We start from the raw sequence: 23,363 nt of genomic DNA, 5'->3' as shown, positions 1-23,363 counted from the left end.
AATTAAATCTATTTTATTGTTTTGCTAAGGAGGCACATAGTATGCGAGCGTATTTTATTTCGATTCCACTGCTAAAGCGCGTAGTATTATTTAGTATTACTATTTTCTTAGCACATAGTTTAATGATAAAATATCTGGCCGATAATGAGCTGGAAATGGTCTCGTTAGATTATTTACAAGGAACAAAAGTGATTATTGATGCTGGTCATGGTGGCATAGATAGCGGAGCAACTTATTATGGTTTGAAGGAAAAAGATCTTACTTTGGAAATTAGTTTATTGCTTGGAAAGATTTTAACAGAGAATGGTGTAGAAGTGATTTATACAAGAGAAAGTGATGTTGATTATTATACACGGGGAAAGGGCGGGAAAAGGAATGACTTGTTAACAAGAGTGGATATGATTAACAATTCAGGTGCAAATGCATTTGTGAGTATTCATTGTAATGCGGATAAAGCAACAAGATGGTCGGGTGCACAAGTTTTTTATTCAGATAAACTAATGGAAAATAAAATTTTAGCTCATACTATGCAAGAGCTATTAAGAAAATATCCGCCTAATAATAAAAGAGCGGAAAAATTGGATAATAGTATATTAATTTTAAAATCCAGCAATATTCCAGGAGTTTTGCTTGAAACAGGATATTTAAGTAATCGAAAAGAATCTGAATTGTTATCTGATAAAAATTATCAGGAAAATATGGTAAATCAAATTGCAAAAGCATTATCCTATCATTTTCATCAAAATTCTGGAGGCTGAGGAGGTATCGAGTTGGCTAAATTAATTGGAGGAGCATTTTTGTCCTGTATGATTGAACTGCTGCATGAGACAAAAGAAAAGCAAACACAAAAAATAGTAGATTATATGGAAAAAATATCGCAAATGATTTGTCAGTATAAACCGCAAACGATTGTTATAGTAACAAAGCAAAATTTATTTCCATCAGCGATTACGATCGATGTACAGCCAAGAATAAAAGGTGATATGGGTAAATTCGGTTTAACGGATATGGTGCTTGGATTTGAAACTGATAGTTTACTCATGCGAAGCATTATGAATCAGAGCAAGCGTGTAGGTATTGAATTGGAAGAATTATCACAGCAGGCGGAAGATAATCATCTATCAAGAGATATGGATCATCAAAGTTTTATTCCACTTTATTATTTGTATAAAGCTGGCTTTAAAGGGCAAGTTGTCAGTATCGCTTGTAATCAGCTTCCATATGAAGAAATGTATACTTTTGGGAAGAGTTTACAGAAGGCAATTGATAAGGTAAATAAAAGGGTTATAGTACTGACCGTCGGAGAATTCAATAAATTTGGACAAGCTGATGATAAGAAAATTATTCAGGATGTTGGTGTAGCGATAGAGAAAGCAGAGATAAAGACACTTTTGAATATGGATAAATCAGTTATACCATTAGAAGATGAAGAAGCTTTTAGTAAGTTATTTTTACTTCTTGGGGTAGTAGGTGGAAAAGAGGTAACACCACAAATGTTTACCCAAGGATTTATCGAAGAGAAGCAGTGTATATTTTTATTGCATAATAAAGACTGAATAAAACCTTTGAATATACAAAGTGAAAGTGTATATTCAGAGGTTTTGTTTTATATAGTTAAGAAAAATAAATAAATATTTATAGAATATATGTGAATAAATTTGCAAAAAGTATTGAATTATTATTCATAAAAGGTGTATAATAATTAACAGAGTTGCTTGGTAAGGAGGAATTCGATGAAAGTAAGTGTTATCGGAGCTACAGGATATGCAGGAGTAGAGTTATTAAGATTATTAAAAAATCATCCGAAAGTAGAAGTTGTTCATATTACATCCGAAAGTCAAACTGGAACGGGAATTGAAAATATATACACACATTTAAACAATGTTTATACAAAAAAATTAATTAGTATGAAAGATATTGATTTGATTGCTAAAGATAGTGAGGTTGTATTTATTGCTTTGCCACATGGTCATGCAATGGCGGTAGGAAAAGCTTTTGAAGGGAAAAATGTAAAGCTGATTGATTTGGGGGCGGATTATCGTTTTAAAGATACGAGCATTTATGAGAAGTGGTATAAAGTTGATCATACGCATAAAGATGCGAAACGCGTGTATGGATTAGCAGAATTATATCGTAGCCAAATCAAAAATGCGACAATTGTCGGTAATGCAGGCTGTTATACAACAGCAAGCATTCTTGCCTTAGCACCATTGGCAAAAGAAGGATTAGTCGATTTACATACTGTAGTGATTGATGCAAAATCTGGAGTATCGGGTGCGGGTCGTTCAGCGAAAGTAGAGAATTTGTTTACCGAGCTGTATGATAATTTGAAAGCATATAACGTTGGGGGGCATCGACATACTCCAGAAATTGAGCAGGCTCTGTCTGAATTTTCAGGTGAAGAGGTTGTACTTAGTTTTACGCCACATTTGATTCCGATGTCACGCGGAATATTAAGCACTTGTTATGCAAATTTAAAACCGGGTGTTACAACGCAGATGGTTAATGAAGCATTTGAAAAGCTTTATAAGGATGAATATTTTATTCGTTTACTTGGCCAGGGGGGCTATCCAGCAACGAAAAATGTTCGTGGTTCAAACTTCTGTGATATTGGCTGGCATGTGGATGAACGTGTGGGCAGAGTCATCGTCTTATCGGTGATTGATAATTTAGTTAAGGGTGCGGCTGGGCAGGCTGTGCAGAATTTTAATATTATGTGTGGTTTTGAAGAAAAGATGGGATTAGAGGGTGTACCTTTATATCCGTGATTTTGATAAAAGATAAAAAAGAAATATTAGGGGGGTTTTATTATGTTAAGAGAAAATAACGCAGGTGTTACACTTGCGAAAGGTTTTAAAGCATCCGGAATCAAAGCCGGAATTAAAAAGAGTGGTAAAGATGATTTAGCAATCATTTATAGTGAAGTACCTGCGACTGTAGCTGGTGTGTTTACACAAAACCTTGTTGCTGCTGCGCCGGTATGGGTTTCGAAAGCAGTTGCACAAAATGGTGTAGGGCAAGCGATTGTTGCCAATGCAGGTTGTGCAAATGCCTGTACTGGAGAAATTGGGTTTGCAAACGCTAAAAAAATGGCTGAACTTACAGCAAAGGAATTGAATGTAAACGCTGAAGAAGTATTTGTAGCGTCTACAGGCGTTATCGGTGTGAATTTACCAATGGATAAAGTCGAATCTGGCATAAAAAAAGCTGCAACAGCTCTGGATGATAATGGTAGTATTGCAGCGGGAAAAGCAATTATGACAACGGATACTTATCCAAAAGCATGTTCCTTTACTTTTGAAATTGGTGGGAAAAAAGTAAACATTGGCGGTATTGCAAAAGGTTCAGGGATGATTCATCCGAATATGGCAACAATGCTTTGTTTTGTGACAACGGATGTAGCAATCAGCCATGACTTGTTACAACAAGCATTAGCTAAAGTTGTAACGACTTCTTTTAATATGGTTTCAGTCGATGGTGATACAAGTACAAATGATATGGTTCTTGTTATGGCAAATGGCATGGCAGAAAATGTGATGATTACTACGGAAGATGCAGATTATGATGCATTCTTAGCGGCATTAAATACGGTATGTACAGAGCTTGCAAAATTAGTTGCCCGCGATGGTGAAGGCGCAACGAAATTCCTTGAAGTCAATGTAAAGGGTGCCGAAAGTTTTGAAGATGCGAAAAAAATTGCAATGAGTATTGCAAAATCGCCATTAGTAAAAACAGCGTGCTTCGGTCAAGATCCAAACTGGGGCAGAATTATTTGTGCCGCCGGTTATGCAGGAGCAAAAATGGTACCAGAAAAGACAGTTGTTTCGCTTGGCGATATTGTCGTATACGATCAAGGTCTTGGTGCAGAGTTTGATGAAGATGCACTTCGTGATGTTATGGCGGAGCATGATATCACAATCAATCTTGATTTACATTTAGGAGAAGAAAACGCAACGGTTTGGACGTGTGATTTCTCCTATGAATATGTAAAGATAAACGGAGAATACCATACCTGAGTTAAATTATAGGGACAGAACGATGGTGGGCAGCCGATAAGCACATAGCTGCGTCGTTGTTCCTCGCAGGTTCGGTCGACGTATGTGAAGTACGACTTTCTCACATCGCTGTGGTGCGCACCTAGCATCTAAGCACTTCTCGTCTGCCGGCAATCGTTCTTAGTGCTAGTTTAAAAGGTTTTGTTTTGGGGAGGTTTTGGAGGATGAGTTTTTTAGCGGAAGATAAGGCTTCTGTCTTGGTGGAGGCTTTGCCTTATATCAAGCATTTTTATGGGAAGACGATTGTCATTAAGTATGGCGGGAATGCGATGATTAATGATGAGTTAAAAGCGAAAGTTATCCAAGATATTGTTTTAATGAAGTTTGTGGGAATGCGCCCAGTGATCGTGCATGGGGGCGGGCCTGATATTACTGAATTTTTGAAAAAAGTCGGCAAAGAGACGGAATTTGTCAGTGGATTGCGTGTAACGGATGAAGAAACGGTGCAGATTGCGGAAATGGTTCTTGTCGGTAAAATTAACACGGAAATCGTAAGTTTATTAAATCATAATGGCGTAAAAGCAGTTGGTCTTAGTGGAAAAGATGCGGAGTTAATCAAAGCGCAAAAGCATTTGGCAGTTGTACATGAAAATGGAATACTGCGTAAAGTTGATATTGGTTTTGTTGGTGATGTGAAGAAAATCAATACGGAGATATTAAATGACTTATTAGATCAAGATTATATTCCAGTCATTGCGCCAATCGGCGTTGGTGAGGGTAATGAAAGTTATAATATCAACGCAGATTATGTAGCGGCAGAGGTCGCAGGTGCGTTGGAAGCTGAAAAGCTGTTACTACTAACAGATATTGAAGGGATTTATCGTGATTATCATGATAAGAGTACATTTATCTCGACGCTTACGCAACAAGAAGCACGGAATATGATTCATGACGGTACGATTGCAGGTGGGATGATTCCGAAGGTAGAAGCTTGTCTACGTTCTTTAGAAGCTGGGGCAGGCAAGACACATATTATTGATGGACGTCAGCCACATTCCTTAATTCTAGAAGTATTCACTCCACAGGGGATTGGAACTGAAGTTGTAAAATAGGGAGAGTGAACCTTAGATGACAAATGAAGAAATTTTTCAAAAGGATAAAGATTATTATATGCCGGTGTTTGCACGCTATCAGCTCGTTTTATCGTATGGAAAAGGCGTGTATGCATATGATACCGATGGAAAACAGTACTTAGATTATTTGGCTGGGATTGCCGTAAATGTTCTTGGTCATGCACATCCAAAACTCGTCAAAGCGATTAGTGACCAAGCAGCAAAGATGATTCATTGTTCGAATTTGTATTATACGCAGACGCAAGTAGTTTTAGCGGAAAAGTTAGTAAAGTTAAGCGGCCTTGGCAAAGTATTTTTAGCAAATAGCGGTGCGGAAGCAAATGAAGGGGCAATGAAACTTGCGCGTAAGTATGCACATCAATTCGATGCGGATAAATCAGAGATTATTACGGCGAATCATTGCTTCCATGGGCGTACTTTAGCTACGCTTACAGCAACAGCACAGCCGAAATACCAACAGGGTGTAGGTCCATTGCCAGAGTGTTTTCGTTATGTAGAGTACAACGATATCAAAGCGTTAGAAGCAATAATAAGCGAAAAAACATGTGCTGTAATGCTTGAGCCGATTCAAGGCGAAGGTGGCGTAAATGTTCCTGATGCGGATTATCTGCAAAAGGTTCGTGCATTATGTGATAAATACCATGCGGCGCTAATTTTCGATGAAATTCAAACAGGCATTGGACGCAGTGGAACGATGTTTGCCTATGAACAATTTGGGGTAAAACCGGATATTGTAACTTTGGCAAAAGGATTAGCCGGTGGTGTACCGATTGGGGCGTTTATTGCTACTGACAAATATGCAGCTGCTTTTCATGCGGGCGATCATGGCTCAACTTTTGGCGGCAATCCGTTAGCCTGTGCGGCGGCAAATACGGTATTGGATACAATTGATGAAGAAAATTTACTGGACAATGTAAAAACAGTAGGGGCGTATTTTATAAGTGAACTTCAAAAGTTAAAAGTAAAATATAGCAGGCTCATCAAAACTGTGCGTGGAAAAGGCTTTATTCTCGGTGTAGAGCTTACAAAACCAGGTCGTGAAATCGTGGATGAATGCTTGAAAAACGGTGCAATTATCAATTGTACAGCAGGCAATGTCCTACGTTTTGTGCCACCATTAATCATTACGGAAGCAAATGTCGATGAATTAATTGTGATTTTGGATAAAGTGTTGGCAAAACATCAATAAATGAAACGGTAAAAGTATTAAATATTTTCTTGTTGCGTGCTATAATAGTACGGTATGGGGGTTTTATAGAATGAAAGGGAAAGATTTATTATCGATCCACGAGTTAACAAGTGAAGAAGTAAAGCAAATTCTTAACTTGGCAAAAGAGCTAAAAGCAAAACAAAAAGCCGGAATTGAGCATCATTTATTAAAAGGAAAAACGCTAGGCATGATTTTTCAAAAATCATCGACGAGAACACGTGTGTCTTTTGAAGTTGGGATGTATCAATTGGGCGGCAGTGCATTATTTTTATCGGGGAATGACTTGCAAATTGGTCGCGGTGAACCGATTAAAGATACTGCTAGAGTAATGTCAAGATATTTAGATGGGATTATGATTCGTACATTTAATCATGATGATGTCGAAGAGTTTGCTAAATATGCTGACATTCCTGTAATTAATGGGCTGACTGACCTACTTCATCCATGTCAAGTATTAACGGATTTATTGACCATTCAAGAATATAAAGGACAAAACTTAAAAGGTCTGAAATTAGCGTATGTCGGTGATGGCAATAACATGGTGCATTCTTTGATGTACGGCTGTGCAAAAGTTGGTATGCATTTTGCTGTTGCTACGCCAAAGGGTTATGAACCAAACCCAGAGGTTACGGCAAAAGCAATCGAAGATGCAAAAGTAACGGGTGGTTCAATTTTAGTAACAAACGATAGAATTGAGGCAGTAAAAGATGCCGATATCGTTTATACTGATGTATGGGCAAGCATGGGGCAAGAAGCTGAGCATGATGCACGGGTAAAAATCTTTCAGGATTATCAAATCAATACAGAATTGATGCAACATGCGAAAGCAGATGCGATGGTAATGCATTGTCTGCCAGCACATCGCGGCGAAGAAATCAGTGAAGAGATTTTAGAAAAACATGCTGATGAAATTTTTGATGAAGCTGAAAATCGTCTGCATGTGCAAAAAGCCATTATGGCATTAACGATGTGTGATTAATACATAAAGTAATTAGAGTTGAGGAGTGGAAACAATGAGCGATATTAAAAAAGTAGTATTGGCATATTCCGGAGGGTTAGATACATCCGTAATTATCCCTTGGTTAAAAGAAAATTATAATGGTTGTGAAGTTATTGCAGTTTGTGCAGATATTGGGCAAGGCGACGAATTAGACGTTGTTCATGATAAAGCATTAGCATCCGGTGCGAGCAAAGTGTTTATCGTAGATTTAACAAAACCTTTCCTTGAAGAATACGTATGGCAAACATTAAAAGCAGGAGCTGTATACGAAGGAAAATATTTATTAGGCACTTCTTTCGCACGCCCAATTATTGCGAAAGCACTAGTTGAGATTGCTCGTCAAGAAGGCGCAGATGCAATTGCGCATGGTGCAACAGGTAAGGGCAATGACCAAGTTCGTTTTGAACTTACGGTAAAAGCGCTAGCACCAGATTTACAAATCGTTGCTCCATGGCGTATTTGGGATATTCGTTCCCGTGAAGATGCACTTGCCTATGCTGCGAAACACAACGTTCCAGTTGCAACGAGCAATAAAACATACAGTATGGATAGGAACATCTGGCATCTAAGCCATGAAGGTTCTGATCTTGAAGATCCATGGAATGCACCAAAAGATAATGTATATCTTGTAACAAAATCACCAGAACAAGCACCAGATGAACCTGCTTATGTAGAAATTGAATTTGAAAAAGGGATTCCAGTAGCTGTAGATGGTGAAAAGCTTGGTGCAGTAGAATTATTGACAAAGTTAAATGAAATTGGTGCGGCAAATGGCGTTGGTATTACTGATATTGTTGAAAACCGTCTTGTCGGGATGAAATCTCGTGGTGTTTATGAAAATCCAGGTGGGGCAATTCTTTATTATGCACATCGTGAATTAGAATACTTAACTTTAGACCGCGCAACTTTCCATTATAAAGAAACTGTAGCAATTCGTTATGGAGAACTTGTCTATGATGGAATGTGGTTCAGTCAATTGCGTGAAGCATTAGATGCATTTGTAAATCAGACACAAGAAACTGTAACAGGTACAGTTCGTTTAAAACTTTATAAAGGTAACATCATTTCAGCTGGTTCCAAATCTCCTTATTCCTTGTACAGTGAAGAATTTGTTACATTTGGTCGTGATGAAGTTTATAATCAAGCGGATGCAGAAGGCTTTATCAACTTATTCGGTTTACCGTTAAAAGTTAGAGCTTTAATGCAACAAAAAGAAGGTAAATAATGGGCAAACTTTGGGGCGGAAGATTTTCAAAAACTACAGATGAAATGATTAATGAATTTCAAGCGTCAATTCAATTCGATAAACGAATGTATCAAGAAGATATCGCAGGCAGTATTGCTCACGCAACTATGCTTGCAAAATGCGGGATTATACCAGAAAGTGATACAAAAGCAATTATTGATGGATTGCAAGGAATTTTAGCTGATATTGAAGCTGGTAATTTTTCTTTTGATGTCGCACTTGAAGATATTCATATGAATATAGAAAAAAGGCTGACTGATCGTATCGGTGAAGCGGGTGGCAGACTACATACGGCGCGTAGTCGTAATGATCAGGTTGCCTTAGATACGCATATGTATGTACGCAAAGAAACTGCCAATATTGCAAAATTGGTGCTTGATATGGAAAAAGCACTCGTTGAAGTTGCGGAAAAATATTCAGATGCGATTATGCCTGGATATACGCATTTACAACGGGCACAACCGATTCTTTTTGCACATCATATGTTAGCGTATTTTTCAATGTTAAATCGTGATTTTTCCCGTTTGAAAGGCGTATATGAGCGGGCAGATATTATGCCGCTTGGTGCAGGTGCATTAGCGGGAACGACGTTCCCGATTGATCGCCAACTTGTAGCTGAGCAATTAAATTTTGGTGCAGTCTACAATAACAGTTTAGATGCTGTTAGTGATCGTGATTATATCTTAGAATTTTTATCTTTTGCATCAATTATGATGATGCATTTAAGCCGCATCAGTGAGGAAATTATTCTTTGGTGTTCACGTGAATTTTCATTTATTGAATTAGACGATGCACATTGTACTGGTTCAAGTATGATGCCGCAAAAGAAAAATCCTGATGTATCTGAGCTTGTACGCGGGAAAACAGGCAGAGTGATCGGTCATTTAATGGCGATGCTGACAACGGCAAAAGGGTTGCCGCTTGCATATAATAAAGATTTGCAGGAGGATAAAGAAGGTTTATTTGATACAATTGATACGGTTAAATTTAGTTTAAGCGTATATAGTGCAATGATTCGTGCGATGCGTGTCAACCAAGAACTGATGCTAAAAGCTGTCCGTGAGGATTTTTCCAACGCAACGGATTTAGCAGATTACCTTGTAAAAAAAGGCTTACCGTTTAGACAAGCACATGAAGTTTCCGGAAAGAGTGTACACTATTGTATTGAACAAAAGAAATGGCTGATGGATTTAACTTTAGAAGAGTTTAAACAATTCTCGCCATTATTTGAAGAAGATATTTTAGAAGAAATCAAACCAGAAACTTGTGTTGCAAACCGTAATTCCTTTGGGGGTACTTCTTATCAACAAGTAGAATTACAAATTAAAACGGCAAAAGAAATCATGAAAAATCAGCAAGCAATTGTTGATGAATACGATAAAAAAATTAAGTTGTAAAAATAAACGAGATATTGCTTTTGGCAATATCTCGTTTATTTTTACAAAAAAGCTGGTATTTTATCATAAATATGATAAAATACTAAAGTGGTATATATTTTTAAGTAGCTTATGACTATTGGGTTATGAGCTTTTTCTGTTTTTAATATGTACCATAAATATTTTTTGAGAGATTTTATAGGGGGAGAAATCGTGAATAACTGGTTTAAGTTTTCGGAACGTGGGACGAATATTTCTACGGAAATATTAGCGGGTCTTACTACTTTTGTTACTATGATTTACATAGTAATCGTAAATCCGGCAATTCTTAGTCAAGCAGGTATGGACTTTAATGGTGTATTTGTTGCGACGATTGGGGCAACGATTGTTGCTACTTTAATTATGGGGATTTTTGCGAATTATCCTATCGCTCTTGCACCTGGTATGGGAATGAATGCGTATTTTGCCTTTGGTGTGGTTATTGCAGGTGGAATTGCATGGCAAGGTGCTTTAGGTGCAGTATTTGTATCAGCAGTTATATTTGTTTTATTATCATTGACAAAATTTCGTAATACTTTAATTGACGCAATTCCTATGAGTTTAAAACAAGGGATTACAGCAGGAATTGGACTTTTTATTACATTTATTGGTTTGCAAAATTCAAAAATTATTGTAGATTCACCAGCCACTTTGGTTACTATGGGGAATTTAGCTGAGCCAATGACTTTTCTTTCAATTATTGGACTTATTGTTACAGCTGTATTAATGGTTTATAATGTAAAAGGTTCTTTATTTATTGGGATGATTGTTACAGCTGTTATTGCATATTTTGAAGGTTTAGTTGTTATTCCAGAAAGTTTCTTTTCAATGCCAACAGGTCTTGAGCACACAATGATGCAAATGGATGTTGAAAGTGTGTTTAGTGGTGGTTTATATGCAATTGTATTTACATTTTTAATTGTTACTTTATTTGATACTACTGGAACAATGCTTGGTGTTGCTGAGCAAGCTGGCTTACTTAAAGATGGTAAATTCCCAAAAGTAAGAGGCGCTTTACTTGCTGATGCAATTGGTAGTACAGTCGGTGCTATGCTTGGTACAAGTCCAACATCTTCTTATGTTGAATCTGGCGCAGGCGTAGCCGCAGGCGGACGTACAGGATTTACTGCGGTTGTTGTTGCAATTTTATTTGCACTTACACTATTTTGTGCACCAATTGCACAGATGCTTGCTTCAGTTCCAGCTGTTACAGCTCCATCTTTGATTGTTGTTGGTTTCTTAATGATGGGCGGACTTCGCAAAATTGATTGGTCTGATATGGAGGAAGCTTTTCCTGCATTCCTAGTATTGTTCTTAATGCCAATCAGCTATAGTATTGCGACTGGTATTGGTGTAGGATTTATCGTATATCCGCTAATTAAAGTGTTACGTGGTAAAGGATCAACAGTACATCCATTGATGTATGTATTTATGGTTCTTTTCATTATTCAACTAGGTTTTTTACATCACTAATTTTTGAATTTTAAGTTGTAGAGGTAGTATATGAAGAATAAGATCATACAAAAATTTTCTATTGTTTGTTTGACCTTTGTTTTTGTTTTTGCTGGATTTAGTATGATTGCAAATGCAAAACCGTTTGTATGGGTAGATAAGCCAAAAGACTATGGCAATAATAGCAAGGAATATTCCATTATGGGGGATGCAATTGCAACAAAAGAGCAATGTTTGAAATACTTGTTAAAATCTAATCCAAGACCGTCTCTTACCGTTAGTCCTAAACAATTAGTAGATTACTATTATGAAGAGGGAAACCGCGAGGGAATCAGACCGGATATTGCTTTTGCGCAAGCATTACAAGAAACTGGCTATTTCCGCTATGGTGGATCAGTGGTGGCAGGTCAAAATAATTACTGTGGATTAGGTACTATAGGCGGTGGAGTAAAAGGTGCATGGTTTAAATCGGCACAAATTGGCGTTAGAGCGCATATTCAACATATTATGGCATATGCAACAACGAAAAAACCACAAGCAACAATCGTTGATCCACGTTATGATGTGGTAAAAACTACGCGCAATTTTGGTAAAGCAAAAACATGGTCGGATTTAAATGGAAGATGGGCAATCCCTGGGAATGGGTATGGTCAAAAGATATTAAAAATTCATAGTGATATATTAGCGACGAAATAAAAAGTAACAGGCAGTCAATGATTTGACTGCCTGCTTCTTTTTAGTGCCATCTTAAAATTTTAAATTCAGCAGGTGTGACATTACCTGGAGGTGAGTTAATTATCGTTACAATATCTCGAAATGGTTTGATTGCACTTCGTTTATATTTTAAGATAGAGCCAACCTTTCCAAGCACAGGTTCAGCAATAATATTTCCTTTAGCTTGCATAGCACCAAAAAAATTAACATCGCTACTTTTAAAAGTAATATTGCCAAAAGAAATCAAAGTGACATAATCAAGACCAGCATTTTTATTAACGAAAACGTTACCTCGAACAATTAATAGAATCTGTTTATTTGGATTTTGTTCTATATAATCGCCAATACAAGCCGAATTTTGTATTGTAAGGTCTCCGTCTACAAAAATTTCCAATTGACCTGGGCGGGATAATTTCAAAGTTAAATAGAGAAATTCGCGGGAGATATCGCCATCAATGATTAAATTTCCATCAATATAAAGTCGTTCACCAGGGGGATATACTTTATCTCGCAATAATTTGTAAGTTTTTTTCCCGTTAGCTGTTGATACCGATACATTGCTATCCTTAGCCCATTCAGGTGCTAATTTACGAGCGTTTTCAATGTATCTATCAGGAAGGTTATAAATTCCTGCATCATTATTAACATAATTATAGGTTTTAATTAGAAGGTTAGATTGTGGATCTAGAGATCTCAGCCCTAATATTGTTCGCACATTATTTTCTGGACAAGCATAGATAGGCATAGCTTCCCAAGCAATACAAATTAATAAATCAATATGGGATTTAGAATATATATTTCCTCCCCATAATCCGGCAAATAAATCTATCTTACCCTCAGCAAAAGCAAAAAAGAATTTATCATACATAAAACTATTCCATGAGTCCGCAGTTTCTTTTGTTTTTGCTTGCACATCTACTCGTACGGTTCTTTCACTATTGTTGTATCTACCTGTAGAAATTATTGTGTAATTATTAGTGCCGGAAGCATGGGTATGTGTAGTTGTATAAGTAGCAGTATAAATAGGAGAATCGGAATCAGTTGTAACTCGTTGCGGGATATTATAATCATGGATTGTTAAGTCATCATTAATGTCTTCATAAAATTCGGCAAGAACTCTTTTTGCACCAGCTTCAGCTACTGCTTGAGCGATTTCTCCGTTTTGATCTATTTTTGTCATATGTAGCATATTTGTTGCTGCTGGCAATAATCCTGCTATTACAGCAAGGATTATTGCTGTAATAATTAAAGCAATGGCGGTAGAAAAACCTTTATTATTAAGCATAATTATGGCTCCCTTGTCACATTTGGTGCGAAGAAAGTTTCTTGATATTCGACTGCTGGATAATTGGGATTATCAGGATCGAAGAGAAACATTCGAACGCGGATATACCGACGATCTTCAAAGCTGGCAGTAAACAGAGTTGAGCGAGTAATATCAATGCATTCTGGAGTGCGACGAATTTCATTACCATTTGCATCTGTGACCATAAAGCAAGCATTGACTTCGCGCATGTGATGAGTTCCAGATGATGTACTATATTGACAAGTTGTTTGATTAGTAGTGTCTTGGAAAGGATCATCATCATTTTTATTTATATCTTTTATTCCTTTTGCGGGTAATTGAATTGTAGTCATATTTCTAAATTCTTCTTGCAATATTTGATGAATTAATTTTTCTTGTGTCTCAATAAATTGTTTTGAGAGTTGATTTCTACTAGTTGCATACGAATAAGAAAAAACTGAAAATAGTATTGAAAGAATAATGGTGAGAATAGAAATGCCAATCATCAATTCAATTAAGGTAAATCCTTTTTGTTTCTGCATAGTGTTGACCTCCTATAAATTTTGAGGCTTGCTGAGAAAATATTTTATGACTTCATAACTTCTATCTATCGAATTTCCGTTAATATTTTCTTGCCAAGTAACCGTGATTTTTATTGGAACAATATCGAATTTAGAAAGAATTTCATTAGGTATTTCACAAGTTGGAAGCGTATCATCAACATTTTTTATACTTATAATTTGATTGTTTTGCTCTGCTAACTCAATTAAGGATTTATTGCCGCTTTTTATTGGATAGCCATTATTATCTATTATTTGAGATTTTGTTGTTTCATTAATATAGTCGTATCCGGGTAAAACCGTACATTCTATAGTGTATTTATGTTCTCCTTGCCCATTTGCTCGATTGCTAGGATGGTTATAAACTTCTGGACAAATGTTCCACCAGTTTAGATTTAATCGGTCAAAACCTCTATATTCATATTGTTTTAAATAATTTATTTGCGTACGTGCTAATATTACCGCTGTTTTTTCATCGTCATTCATAATATTTGTTTTACTAACCATAATATAAAGTCCAAGAACAGAAATGAATGCAATACTAATGACAATAACAGCTGTTAGTACATCTACTAAAATGAAACCATGATTTTTACTAATTTGATTCAAAGAATTTACCTCCTAGTGGATTAAATTAATTTGAATGACCGGTCATTCTTGGGAAAACAAAAAGAATTCACATATCTAAATAATGATATAATAACTTGAACTTAAAATAATCAAAAAGATATGTGATTACATAATAAATAAAAATAATCAAATATTTGCATTTTTCTTTGGGCTATTTAATAAATCATTGACTTTATCATTGGTTATTCTACAAAAATAGCAAAAAATCCTTCCTAAATTTAGATAATGTAGGAAAAAATCTTACGAATAAATCCACTGGGAGGAAAACTTTGTTTATATATTAAATACTAAAGATACAGAATAGAGAAATAAATCAGAAAACACTGACTGTAAGCTTGACATGTATACAATTAGAGCAATATAATAAGTAATTATAGATTTAAGTATATTTCTGGATTTTCTAGAGTTGAAACGGATTCGGAGATAGCTTTTGAATTAGCGTTAAGGGGATGTTTTTATGGCTGAAATTAGATTTGAGCAGGCTGCTGCATTAAAAGAGAAACCTGATGTATCCAAAATTGGATTTGGCAAAGAGTTTTCGGACTACATGTTCGAAATGGATTATAACCCAAAACAAGGTTGGCATGATCCAAGAATTGTTCCATATCGTGATATATCTGTCAGCCCAGCAAATTGTACGCTTCATTATGGGCAGGCAATTTTTGAAGGAATGAAAGCTTTTCGTACTCATGACAATCGGATTGTTATTTTTAGACCGCTTGACCATATTAATCGTTTAAATAATTCAGCACGTATTCTTGATATTCCAGAAGTGGATGTCGAAACGGTTCATCAAGGATTAAGAAAATTAATTGAAATTGAAAAAGAGTGGGTTCCAGCGAAAAAAGGAACAAGTTTATATATTCGTCCATTTATTTTTGCAACAGATCCTTATTTAGGTGTTAGTGTAAGTGCTACATACAAAATGATGATTATTTTATCCCCGGTAGCAGCTTATTACGCTGCTGGATTTAATCCAGTAAAAATTATGGTTGAAGATACTTATGTACGCGCTGTTCCGGGTGGATTAGGCGAGGCAAAAACACCGGCAAATTATGCGGCAAGTTTACATGCTGGTCTTGTTGCACATGAAAAAGGCTATGATCAAACGTTATGGCTAGATGGTGTACATCGTAAGTATATTGAGGAAGTCGGATCAATGAACATCCTATTTAAAATAAAAGGTGAAATTGTTACACCTGCACTTTGTGGCAGTATCCTTTCAGGTATTACGCGCAAAACTGTTTTAGCCGTTGCAAAAGAGTGGGGTGTACCTACCTCAGAACGTCGTATTACGATAGATGAAGTACATGAAGCTTATCAAAATGGCGAGTTGGAAGAAGTATTTGGATCAGGAACAGCAGCTGTAATTTCTCCTGTAGGTGAGCTTTATTATAAAGGCGAAAAGATGGTTATCAATGATGGGAAAATAGGTCCATTTACGCAAAAGATGTATGATCATATTACGGGATTGCATAGCGGTGAAGTTAAAGATACATTAGGTTTTGTTGAAGAAATTATAAAATTATAATAAGGATGAAAGAGAATCCCCGATGACTGAAAAAATCATGATTCGGGGATTTTTTATGAATAATTAGATACAATAAGATATATTAGAAAAATGCAGTCATAATGTTTGTATTTGACATATTTTCGGTGTAGAATATATAGGGTGTTATAGGCATTAAGGTTTATTTTTCTTATTTATCTAAAAACATCGCAAAACAAAAAAGGTTTTTACCCTTAAAAAAGAGAATAGCTTTTTATGAACACTAAGTTGAGGGGTTTTGTATATGCCAATACAATTAAAAGGATTAATTTCAACCATTAGCTTCCTTGACATAGTTGATATTCTGATTGTAGCGTTTATTTTATATAAACTTTATATGCTACTAAAAGATACTAGGGCAATCACTTTAGTGAAAGGGCTTTTAGTTCTTTTGGTGCTTACAATGGTCAGCAATTGGCTAGGTCTTAATGTAATCTATTGGTTAATGCAAAAAACGGTTACGCTTGTATTCGTTGCTTTGCCGCTGGTTTTTCAACCAGAGCTTAGACGAACTTTGGAACATTTAGGGCAGGGGAAATTATTTGGTAAATCTGTATTCTTAAATATAGAAGAAGCTAAATCTTTGGTTAACGAATTGGATAAGGCGGTCATGGTGCTGGCGCAAAATAAAATTGGTGCATTGATTGTTTTAGAGCGCGAAAATATATTGAGTGATTATATTGCAACGGGTATTCAAATTGATGGATTGGTATCATCTGAATTTTTAATTAATGTTTTTATTCCGAATACACCATTGCATGATGGCGCGGCAATTATTCGCGGCAATCGAATGATATCAGCAGGCTGTTTGTTGCCGTTAACAGATGATCGGACACTTAGTAAGGAACTCGGAACTCGGCATCGGGCGGCGATTGGGATTACGGAACAATCGGATGCAATTGTGTTAGTTGTAAGTGAAGAAACCGGAACGATTTCTATTGCAAGAGGTGGGAGATTGACTCGTCATCTTGATTCGGAAAAACTGAAACAAAATCTTAAACCATTATTTACGACTCGTCCAACCAGTATCATGGATTGGTTTAATTGGAGGCACTCGAAATGATGGATATGTTAAATAGAAATGTTGCTGCGAAAATTATCGCTTTAATTGTAGCTATTATTTTATGGTTTTTTGTGATGAATGAACAGAATCCCGCGATTGATAGCAATATAACTGTGCCATTAGAAGTACAAAATGCTGCTGATGGCTATGTGGTGAATCGAACCGTTGAGACTGTAAAGTTAAAGATAAGAGGTCCACGAAGTTTATTTGCTATGGCTACAGAGCGTGATTTTAAAGCTTATGTTGATTTAAATGGTGCTACAGAAGGAAAGCATTCAATGAAAATACAGACTTCATTGCCACAAGGATTTGAAGTTGTTACTGTATCGCCAGAAAGTGCAATTTTTGAAATTGACAAAATCGTGCAGAAAGATGTATCAGTTGAAATTGCTTTTTCCGGAGCATTAGAATCTGGGGCGACCATAGGAAAAGTAGTTCCTGCATTTGAAAAGGTTCGAATTGAAGGACCAAGTAATGCCATACATGAAGTAGCAAAGGTTGTTGGGTATTTAAATTTATCTGGTAGAGACAGCGACTTTAACGTTGCTGTTCCAGTGGTTGCAGTGAATAATGATGGAAAAGAAGTCTCAGATGTACAAATAACGCCAGCAGTGGTCAAAGTCGATGTATCTGTTGTCAAAGGATTGTATAAAAAATATGTAGATATTAAGCCAAATGTAAAAGATGATTTAGCGGCAAATTATGTATTACATGGTGTTCGCTTAAATCCAGTAAAGATTGATATCTATGGGGATCAACGTGTGGTTGATACATTAGAAGTTGTATATACAGAACCAATTAGTTTAGCAGATGTCAAAGGCTTGACGAAAAAGCAGATCAAATTACAGCTGCCGATTGGTATTACCGTAATAAATGATGTAATTCAGGTTGAGATTGATGTTGCAGAAAAGAAATAAAGCACAAGGAGATTTAGATTATTGTTACGCATAAATAATTTTAATGTGCCGTTTGACGATGTTTCTCCTTTAAAAGAATTAGTAGCAAAACGTTTAAAAATACCACCTCAAGTCGTACTTGAGGTGGTTGTTGTGCGTAAAGCTATTGATGCACGGCGGAGAAAGAACAGTCCAATTTATTTTGTGTATTTATTGGATGTAAAAGTTGATGTAGAGGAAAGAAAAGTTTTAGCTAGATTAAAAAATGATAAAAATATCGCGATTGTAGAACCTAAAGAAAGAGAAGTTCTTCATTATGGTGATATTGGCTTAAAAGAGCGACCTGTCATTGTGGGGCTTGGGCCAGCAGGACTTTTAGCAGCGATTACTTTAGCGCAGCATGGGTATAAGCCGTTGGTATTGGAGCGGGGAAAAGATGTTGATCGTCGTAATGACGATATTGAGCTGTTTTGGCAAACTGGAAAACTATCGGAGCAATCGAATGTGCAATTTGGTGAAGGTGGTGCGGGGACTTTTTCTGACGGTAAGTTGACGACACGCGTAAATGATAGTAAAATGCGTGATGTGTTAAACTTATTTGTGGAAGCGGGCGCACCAGCGGAGATTAAATATTTACATAAACCGCATATTGGAACGGATAAGCTGAAAATCATGGTAAAAAACTTGAGAAAAAAGATTATCCAATTGGGCGGCGAAGTGTTATTTGAAGCACAAGTTACCGATGTTGAAATCAAAGAAGGTAGAGTATGTGGCGTTGTTGTAAATCAGGATGCACAGATAAAATGTTCTCTGCTTATGTTGGGAATCGGTCATAGTGCACGGGATACTTATGAAATGCTTTATCAAAAAGGGGTTGCGATGCAGGCAAAACCTTTTGCTGTAGGTGTGCGCATTGAGCATCCGCAAAACTTTATTGATGCTGTACAGTATGGAAAAGAAGCTGGACACGAGCGGCTACCGGTTGCAGATTATGCATTGACTTATCAAGATAAAGAAACAAATCGTGGTGCATATTCTTTTTGCATGTGTCCAGGTGGTGAAGTTGTAGCGGCGACATCTGAATTCAATCAGGTAGTAACGAATGGAATGAGTAACTTTAGACGTGATTCAGGTGTGGCAAATAGTGCGTTACTTGTGACCGTTGGACCAGAGGATTTTGGCAGTGATGTTTTAGATGGAATTGCTTTTCAACGCAAATATGAGAAGTTGGCGTTTGAATGTGCCGGTAGTAATTATTTTGCACCAGTGCAAACAGTTGGAGATTTTCTAAATGGTAAAAGTGGCAGTAAAGATTTTCTTGTTCAGCCAACCTATTGTCCGGGTGTAACTCCAGTGGATTTAAGAGAGTGTTTGCCTAATTTTATTACGGATACATTAAAACATGCATTGGCTGATTTTGGACGGAAAATTAAAGGCTTTGATCATCCATCAGCAGTAATGACAGGCATTGAATCTCGTTCGTCAGCGCCATGCAGGATTATTCGTGATAAAGAGTATGTATCTATTAGTACTGAGGGATTATATCCGATTGGTGAGGGTGCAGGGTATGCAGGGGGAATTATGAGCGCAGCATTAGATGGATTAAATGCTGCTTTAGCTGTAATTCGCAAATATAAGTCGTTTTAAATCAAGATAATTTTAATAGATTGAATAGAGTGATTTGAAGGGAGCAAACAAATTTGGCTAGACTTTTTGGAACAGATGGGGTACGTGGTGAAGCGAATCGTGAGCTTACGCCAGAATTAGCATTTCGTTTAGGACGAGCTGCTACAGTTTATTTCGGTGAACATACGCACAAGCAACCAGTAATTATTATTGGGCGTGATACGCGTATTTCAGGAAAAATGTTTGAATCTGCATTAGCGGCAGGTATTTGTAGTGCTGGTGGTAGAGCTGTGCTTGTTGGTGTAGTGCCAACGCCGGCAGTAGCTTTTTTAACTCGAAAAATGGAAGCGCAAGCAGGTGTCGTGATTTCTGCATCACATAATCCATATTATGATAATGGAATTAAGTTTTTTGGTGCAAGCGGTTATAAATTACCGGATGCTGTAGAAGATGAATTAGAAGAAATTGTACGGACGATGGAAACAAATGATACATACTATCGCCCATTGGCGGATAAAGTGGGAAAAGTAGAGTATCATCATGAGTATATCAATGAATATATTGATTATGCGATTGATACAGTGAAAGATAGTTTTGCCGGAATGAAAATTGTTATGGACTGTTCCAATGGTGCGTCTTATGAAACTTCACCCATTGTATTTAGACAACTTGGTGCGGAAGTTATCGTGATTCATGACCGCCCGAATGGTACGAATATCAATGACAATTGTGGTTCAACGCATATTGAAAGTTTGCAAAAGGCGGTACTGGATCATAAAGCAGATATTGGAATTGCACATGATGGTGATGCCGATCGGTGTTTAGCTATAGATAACAAAGGACAATTGATTGATGGCGATCAGATCATGGTAATTTGTACTTTAGAGAAAATAAAACAGGGTACACTAAAAGATAATACTTTAGTTACAACGGTGATGAGTAATATTGGATTGCACCAAGTGATTAAAGCAAATGGTGGTAAATTGGAAATCACTGCAGTTGGTGATCGTTATGTATTAGAGAATATGTTGGAAAATGGTTACAATTTAGGTGGAGAACAATCTGGGCATATTATTTTTAGTGAATTTTCTACGACTGGTGATGGACTTATTACGGCATTACAGCTTGTTTCAGCTGTAAAAAGAAGTGGCAAAACATCTGCCGAGCTTGCCGGAGTAATGACACGGTATCCGCAATTGTTGGTAAATGTACGTGTAGGAGATAAAGCTGGATGGGAAGCAAATGAAAAAATTAAAGCGGCGATAATGGCTGGTGATGAAGAACTTGGTGAATCCGGACGTATTTTAGTCCGTGCATCTGGTACAGAACCTTTAATTCGCGTAATGGCAGAGGGACCTGACCAACCACAGCTTGATCGAATTTGTCATGAAATTGCCGATGTAGTCAAAAAAGAACAAGGTTAAATAATGATTGACCAAATAGAAATATTATATTAAAATGTGTACATGCAGAGGAGCAATTAAGCTCCTCTGTTCTATGTAAAGGACAAAAAGGAGGCGGATAGAATATTTGTAAAGAGAATATCATAAAATAATTATAGCGCTAGCTCTCATTTGATGAGATGACGAGGGAGAGGTTTATCGAATTGTCGGCGGATGCCTCTCGGCTGACTGAGGTCGTGAATAACTGAGAAAAATACAAAGTGATTTGTATGACAAAGCAGTTTAATCAGTAATATAGTAAAAAATATAATCATGTGAATTTTAATTTATTGGAGGAATCCTTTTATGTGTGGTATTGTTGGTTATGTAGGCGCAGCGCAAGCAACGCCGTTTTTGATTGAAGGTTTAACAAAACTTGAGTATCGCGGTTATGATTCGGCTGGTATCGCGGTATTTGATGGTGAAAAAATAAATGTAGAAAAAAGCGTAGGACGTTTAAATGCTTTAGAAGAAAAAATTAAAAATAATCTTCCAACTGGTACGGTTGGTATTGGGCATACAAGATGGGCAACACATGGTCGCCCATCTGATCGCAATTCTCATCCACATACAGATTGTACAGGTGATTTTGTTGTCGTTCATAATGGAATTATTGAAAATTACTTGCACCTAAAAGAAGATTTAATTGAAAAAGGTCATGTATTTACTTCAGAAACAGATACAGAAGTTGTTGCGCATTTAATGGAAGAATTATATGATGGTAACTTTGAAGAAACTGTTCGTAAAGTATTAAAGAAAATTGAAGGATCTTATTCTCTTGTATTTATGTCTCGCCATGACTCGGATAGATTAATTTGTACGAAACAAGACAATCCATTAGTGATTGGCCTTGGTGAAGGAGAAAACTTTATCGCTTCTGATATTCCTGCAATTATTGCCAGAACGCGTAAAACATATATTGTAAGTGATGGAGAAATTGCTGTTGTAAAATCGGATTCTGTTTGGATTACAAATCGTGAAGGTGTGCCAATTACGAAGAAAGTATTTGAAGTAAATTGGGATGCAGAAGCTGCGGAAAAGGGCGGCTATGAACATTTCATGATAAAAGAAATCTATGAACAATCCAAAGCGGTTCGTGAAACAATGTCTGCACGTATTGCAAAAGATGATAGTGCTATCGTAATGGATGAATTAAAATGGAATAAAGAGTTTTTAAATTCTATTCGCAAAATTTTCATCGTTGCTTGTGGTACGGCATATCATGCAGGCTTTGTTGGCAAGTATTATATTGAAAAATTGGCTCGTATCCCAGTTGAAGTGGACATTGCATCTGAATTTAGATATCGTTCCCCGATTATTGATGATCGTACGTTAACTATCGTAATCAGTCAATCAGGAGAAACAAGTGATACTTTAGCTGCACTAAAAGAAGCGAAACGCCTTGGTTCTAAAACGTTAGCGGTAACGAATGTAGTTGGTTCATCTATTGCTCGTGAAGCAGATCAAGTAGTTTATACTTGGGCTGGACCTGAAATTGCGGTTGCTTCTACAAAAGCTTATACAACACAATTGATCATGATGTTTATGTTATCTCTTTATATGTCTGAGATTAAGAAAACGATTGAAAAAGATTATACAAAACATCTCATTGGTGCACTTCGTCAAGTGCCAAGTCAGATTCATGAAATTCTTGAAGATGTCGAACCAATTAAAACGTTTGCGCAAAAATATGGATTTAATGAAGATGTGTTCTTTATTGGACGTTCCTTAGACTATGCTGTAGCGTTAGAAGGTTCATTGAAATTAAAAGAAATTTCCTATATTCATGCGGAAGCGTATGCGGCAGGAGAATTAAAACACGGTACGTTAGCACTTATTATTGAAGGTGTACCAGTGATTGCACTTGCTACGCAAGAAAGTGTTTATGAAAAAACTTTGAGTAATATTAAAGAAGTAAAAGCGCGTGATGCAGTCGTTATTGGGATAGCACTTGCAAATGATGATCAAATTGAAAAATATGTGGATCATATTATTAAAGTACCAACGACAGATGAATTATTGGCACCGCTTTTAGCTGTTGTTCCACTTCAATTGCTTGCTTATTATGCAGCAATTACAAGAGGCTGTGACGTTGATAAACCTCGTAACCTTGCAAAATCGGTTACAGTTGAATAAAAATTAAGTTA

General features: G+C 36.6%; 20 protein-coding genes. 17 read left to right on the top strand and 3 right to left on the bottom strand.

All coding sequences use genetic code 11. From position 1 onward, the window contains the following. The first annotated feature begins 41 nt into the window (after nucleotides 1-41). From P3F81_RS09015 to P3F81_RS08965, 11 genes are all read left to right on the top strand, one after another. On the top strand, nucleotides 42-758 hold the full coding sequence (locus tag P3F81_RS09015) for an N-acetylmuramoyl-L-alanine amidase (RefSeq protein WP_147670433.1): 717 nt from the start codon (nucleotides 42-44) through the stop codon (nucleotides 756-758). A gap of 12 nt (nucleotides 759-770) precedes the next feature. Beyond that, on the top strand, nucleotides 771-1,556 hold the full coding sequence (locus tag P3F81_RS09010) for a DODA-type extradiol aromatic ring-opening family dioxygenase (RefSeq protein WP_147670435.1): 786 nt from the start codon (nucleotides 771-773) through the stop codon (nucleotides 1,554-1,556). Between the two features lie 177 nt (nucleotides 1,557-1,733). After that, nucleotides 1,734-2,768 carry an N-acetyl-gamma-glutamyl-phosphate reductase gene (argC, locus tag P3F81_RS09005; RefSeq protein WP_147670437.1) on the top strand — a complete coding sequence of 345 codons (1,035 nt, stop codon included), beginning with the start codon at nucleotides 1,734-1,736 and terminating at the stop codon, nucleotides 2,766-2,768. A 42-nt stretch (nucleotides 2,769-2,810) separates the two neighbouring features. Next, nucleotides 2,811-4,016, top strand: coding sequence for a bifunctional glutamate N-acetyltransferase/amino-acid acetyltransferase ArgJ (gene argJ, locus P3F81_RS09000; protein WP_147670439.1), 1,206 nt, complete (start codon nucleotides 2,811-2,813; stop codon nucleotides 4,014-4,016). 203 nt (nucleotides 4,017-4,219) lie between these two features. After that, entirely contained in the window at nucleotides 4,220-5,107 is an 888-nt protein-coding gene (argB, locus tag P3F81_RS08995; RefSeq protein ID WP_147670441.1) for an acetylglutamate kinase, read from the top strand. A gap of 16 nt (nucleotides 5,108-5,123) precedes the next feature. Then, entirely contained in the window at nucleotides 5,124-6,317 is a 1,194-nt protein-coding gene (locus P3F81_RS08990) for an acetylornithine transaminase (protein WP_147670443.1), read from the top strand. Nucleotides 6,318-6,387: 70 nt separating this feature from the next. Further along, on the top strand, nucleotides 6,388-7,317 hold the full coding sequence (argF, locus tag P3F81_RS08985) for an ornithine carbamoyltransferase (RefSeq protein ID WP_147670445.1): 930 nt from the start codon (nucleotides 6,388-6,390) through the stop codon (nucleotides 7,315-7,317). A gap of 34 nt (nucleotides 7,318-7,351) precedes the next feature. Beyond that, nucleotides 7,352-8,563, top strand: a complete 1,212-nt coding sequence (locus tag P3F81_RS08980; protein WP_147670447.1) for an argininosuccinate synthase — start codon at nucleotides 7,352-7,354, stop codon at nucleotides 8,561-8,563. Continuing rightward, nucleotides 8,563-9,981, top strand: a complete 1,419-nt coding sequence (gene argH, locus P3F81_RS08975) for an argininosuccinate lyase (protein WP_309320340.1) — start codon at nucleotides 8,563-8,565, stop codon at nucleotides 9,979-9,981. The genes P3F81_RS08980 and argH overlap by 1 nt, the downstream gene beginning before the upstream one ends. A 192-nt stretch (nucleotides 9,982-10,173) precedes the next feature. After that, a complete protein-coding gene (locus tag P3F81_RS08970; RefSeq protein ID WP_147670451.1) occupies nucleotides 10,174-11,472 on the top strand; it encodes an NCS2 family permease in 1,299 nt (432 codons plus the stop codon). Between the two features lie 30 nt (nucleotides 11,473-11,502). Then, nucleotides 11,503-12,147 carry a glucosaminidase domain-containing protein gene (locus tag P3F81_RS08965; protein WP_147670453.1) on the top strand — a complete coding sequence of 215 codons (645 nt, stop codon included), beginning with the start codon at nucleotides 11,503-11,505 and terminating at the stop codon, nucleotides 12,145-12,147. A 40-nt stretch (nucleotides 12,148-12,187) separates the two neighbouring features. On the opposite strand, the gene P3F81_RS08960 is transcribed toward P3F81_RS08965, so the two are convergent. The 3 genes from P3F81_RS08960 to P3F81_RS08950 are packed head-to-tail and all read right to left on the bottom strand — an operon-like array spanning nucleotide 12,188 to nucleotide 14,619. Further along, the gene (locus P3F81_RS08960) at nucleotides 12,188-13,450 is read right to left on the bottom strand and encodes a hypothetical protein (RefSeq protein WP_309320339.1); all 1,263 of its coding nucleotides are present in this window, start codon (nucleotides 13,448-13,450) and stop codon (nucleotides 12,188-12,190) included. 2 nt (nucleotides 13,451-13,452) lie between these two features. After that, entirely contained in the window at nucleotides 13,453-13,992 is a 540-nt protein-coding gene (locus tag P3F81_RS08955; protein WP_147670457.1) for a prepilin-type N-terminal cleavage/methylation domain-containing protein, read from the bottom strand. A 12-nt stretch (nucleotides 13,993-14,004) separates the two neighbouring features. Further along, on the bottom strand, nucleotides 14,005-14,619 hold the full coding sequence (locus P3F81_RS08950; protein ID WP_147670459.1) for a hypothetical protein: 615 nt from the start codon (nucleotides 14,617-14,619) through the stop codon (nucleotides 14,005-14,007). Nucleotides 14,620-15,097: 478 nt separating this feature from the next. On the opposite strand from P3F81_RS08950, the gene P3F81_RS08945 reads away from it, so the two are divergent. The 6 genes from P3F81_RS08945 (at nucleotide 15,098) to glmS (ending at nucleotide 23,352) form a co-directional block, all read left to right on the top strand. Beyond that, on the top strand, nucleotides 15,098-16,171 hold the full coding sequence (locus P3F81_RS08945) for a branched-chain amino acid aminotransferase (protein WP_147670461.1): 1,074 nt from the start codon (nucleotides 15,098-15,100) through the stop codon (nucleotides 16,169-16,171). 262 nt (nucleotides 16,172-16,433) lie between these two features. Then, nucleotides 16,434-17,252 carry a diadenylate cyclase CdaA gene (gene cdaA, locus P3F81_RS08940; RefSeq protein WP_147670463.1) on the top strand — a complete coding sequence of 273 codons (819 nt, stop codon included), beginning with the start codon at nucleotides 16,434-16,436 and terminating at the stop codon, nucleotides 17,250-17,252. Continuing rightward, nucleotides 17,249-18,169: a CdaR family protein gene (locus P3F81_RS08935; RefSeq protein WP_147670465.1), complete on the top strand. Its 921-nt coding sequence runs from the start codon at nucleotides 17,249-17,251 to the stop codon at nucleotides 18,167-18,169. The genes cdaA and P3F81_RS08935 overlap by 4 nt, the downstream gene beginning before the upstream one ends. Before the next feature lie 21 nt (nucleotides 18,170-18,190). Next, complete coding sequence (locus P3F81_RS08930; RefSeq protein ID WP_147670467.1) at nucleotides 18,191-19,795, top strand: NAD(P)/FAD-dependent oxidoreductase; 1,605 nt, start codon at nucleotides 18,191-18,193, stop codon at nucleotides 19,793-19,795. A gap of 53 nt (nucleotides 19,796-19,848) precedes the next feature. Next, nucleotides 19,849-21,198, top strand: a complete 1,350-nt coding sequence (gene glmM / locus P3F81_RS08925; RefSeq protein ID WP_147670469.1) for a phosphoglucosamine mutase — start codon at nucleotides 19,849-19,851, stop codon at nucleotides 21,196-21,198. A gap of 324 nt (nucleotides 21,199-21,522) precedes the next feature. Then, nucleotides 21,523-23,352, top strand: a complete 1,830-nt coding sequence (gene glmS, locus P3F81_RS08920; RefSeq protein WP_309320338.1) for a glutamine--fructose-6-phosphate transaminase (isomerizing) — start codon at nucleotides 21,523-21,525, stop codon at nucleotides 23,350-23,352. Nucleotides 23,353-23,363: the final 11 nt, after the last annotated feature.

The organism is Selenobaculum gibii (assembly GCF_030273445.1).
Classification (GTDB): domain Bacteria; phylum Bacillota; class Negativicutes; order ICN-92133; family ICN-92133; genus Selenobaculum; species Selenobaculum gibii.
Note: the sequence above shows the minus strand (reverse complement) of the source record. Positions and strands in the feature narration are given on the sequence as shown.

Excerpts from the sequence above, each read along its gene's own strand:
- P3F81_RS09015 (WP_147670433.1), top strand. The coding sequence starts at position 42 with ATGCGAGCGTATTTTATTTCGATTCCACTGCTAAAGCGCGTAGTATTA.
- argC (WP_147670437.1), top strand. The coding sequence starts at position 1,734 with ATGAAAGTAAGTGTTATCGGAGCTACAGGATATGCAGGAGTAGAGTTA.
- argJ (WP_147670439.1), top strand. The coding sequence starts at position 2,811 with ATGTTAAGAGAAAATAACGCAGGTGTTACACTTGCGAAAGGTTTTAAA.
- argB (WP_147670441.1), top strand. The coding sequence starts at position 4,220 with ATGAGTTTTTTAGCGGAAGATAAGGCTTCTGTCTTGGTGGAGGCTTTG.
- P3F81_RS08990 (WP_147670443.1), top strand. The coding sequence starts at position 5,124 with ATGACAAATGAAGAAATTTTTCAAAAGGATAAAGATTATTATATGCCG.
- argF (WP_147670445.1), top strand. The coding sequence starts at position 6,388 with ATGAAAGGGAAAGATTTATTATCGATCCACGAGTTAACAAGTGAAGAA.
- P3F81_RS08980 (WP_147670447.1), top strand. The coding sequence starts at position 7,352 with ATGAGCGATATTAAAAAAGTAGTATTGGCATATTCCGGAGGGTTAGAT.
- argH (WP_309320340.1), top strand. The coding sequence starts at position 8,563 with ATGGGCAAACTTTGGGGCGGAAGATTTTCAAAAACTACAGATGAAATG.
- P3F81_RS08965 (WP_147670453.1), top strand. The coding sequence starts at position 11,503 with ATGAAGAATAAGATCATACAAAAATTTTCTATTGTTTGTTTGACCTTT.
- P3F81_RS08960 (WP_309320339.1), bottom strand. The coding sequence starts at position 13,450 with ATGCTTAATAATAAAGGTTTTTCTACCGCCATTGCTTTAATTATTACA.
- P3F81_RS08955 (WP_147670457.1), bottom strand. The coding sequence starts at position 13,992 with ATGCAGAAACAAAAAGGATTTACCTTAATTGAATTGATGATTGGCATT.
- P3F81_RS08945 (WP_147670461.1), top strand. The coding sequence starts at position 15,098 with ATGGCTGAAATTAGATTTGAGCAGGCTGCTGCATTAAAAGAGAAACCT.
- cdaA (WP_147670463.1), top strand. The coding sequence starts at position 16,434 with ATGCCAATACAATTAAAAGGATTAATTTCAACCATTAGCTTCCTTGAC.
- P3F81_RS08935 (WP_147670465.1), top strand. The coding sequence starts at position 17,249 with ATGATGGATATGTTAAATAGAAATGTTGCTGCGAAAATTATCGCTTTA.
- glmS (WP_309320338.1), top strand. The coding sequence starts at position 21,523 with ATGTGTGGTATTGTTGGTTATGTAGGCGCAGCGCAAGCAACGCCGTTT.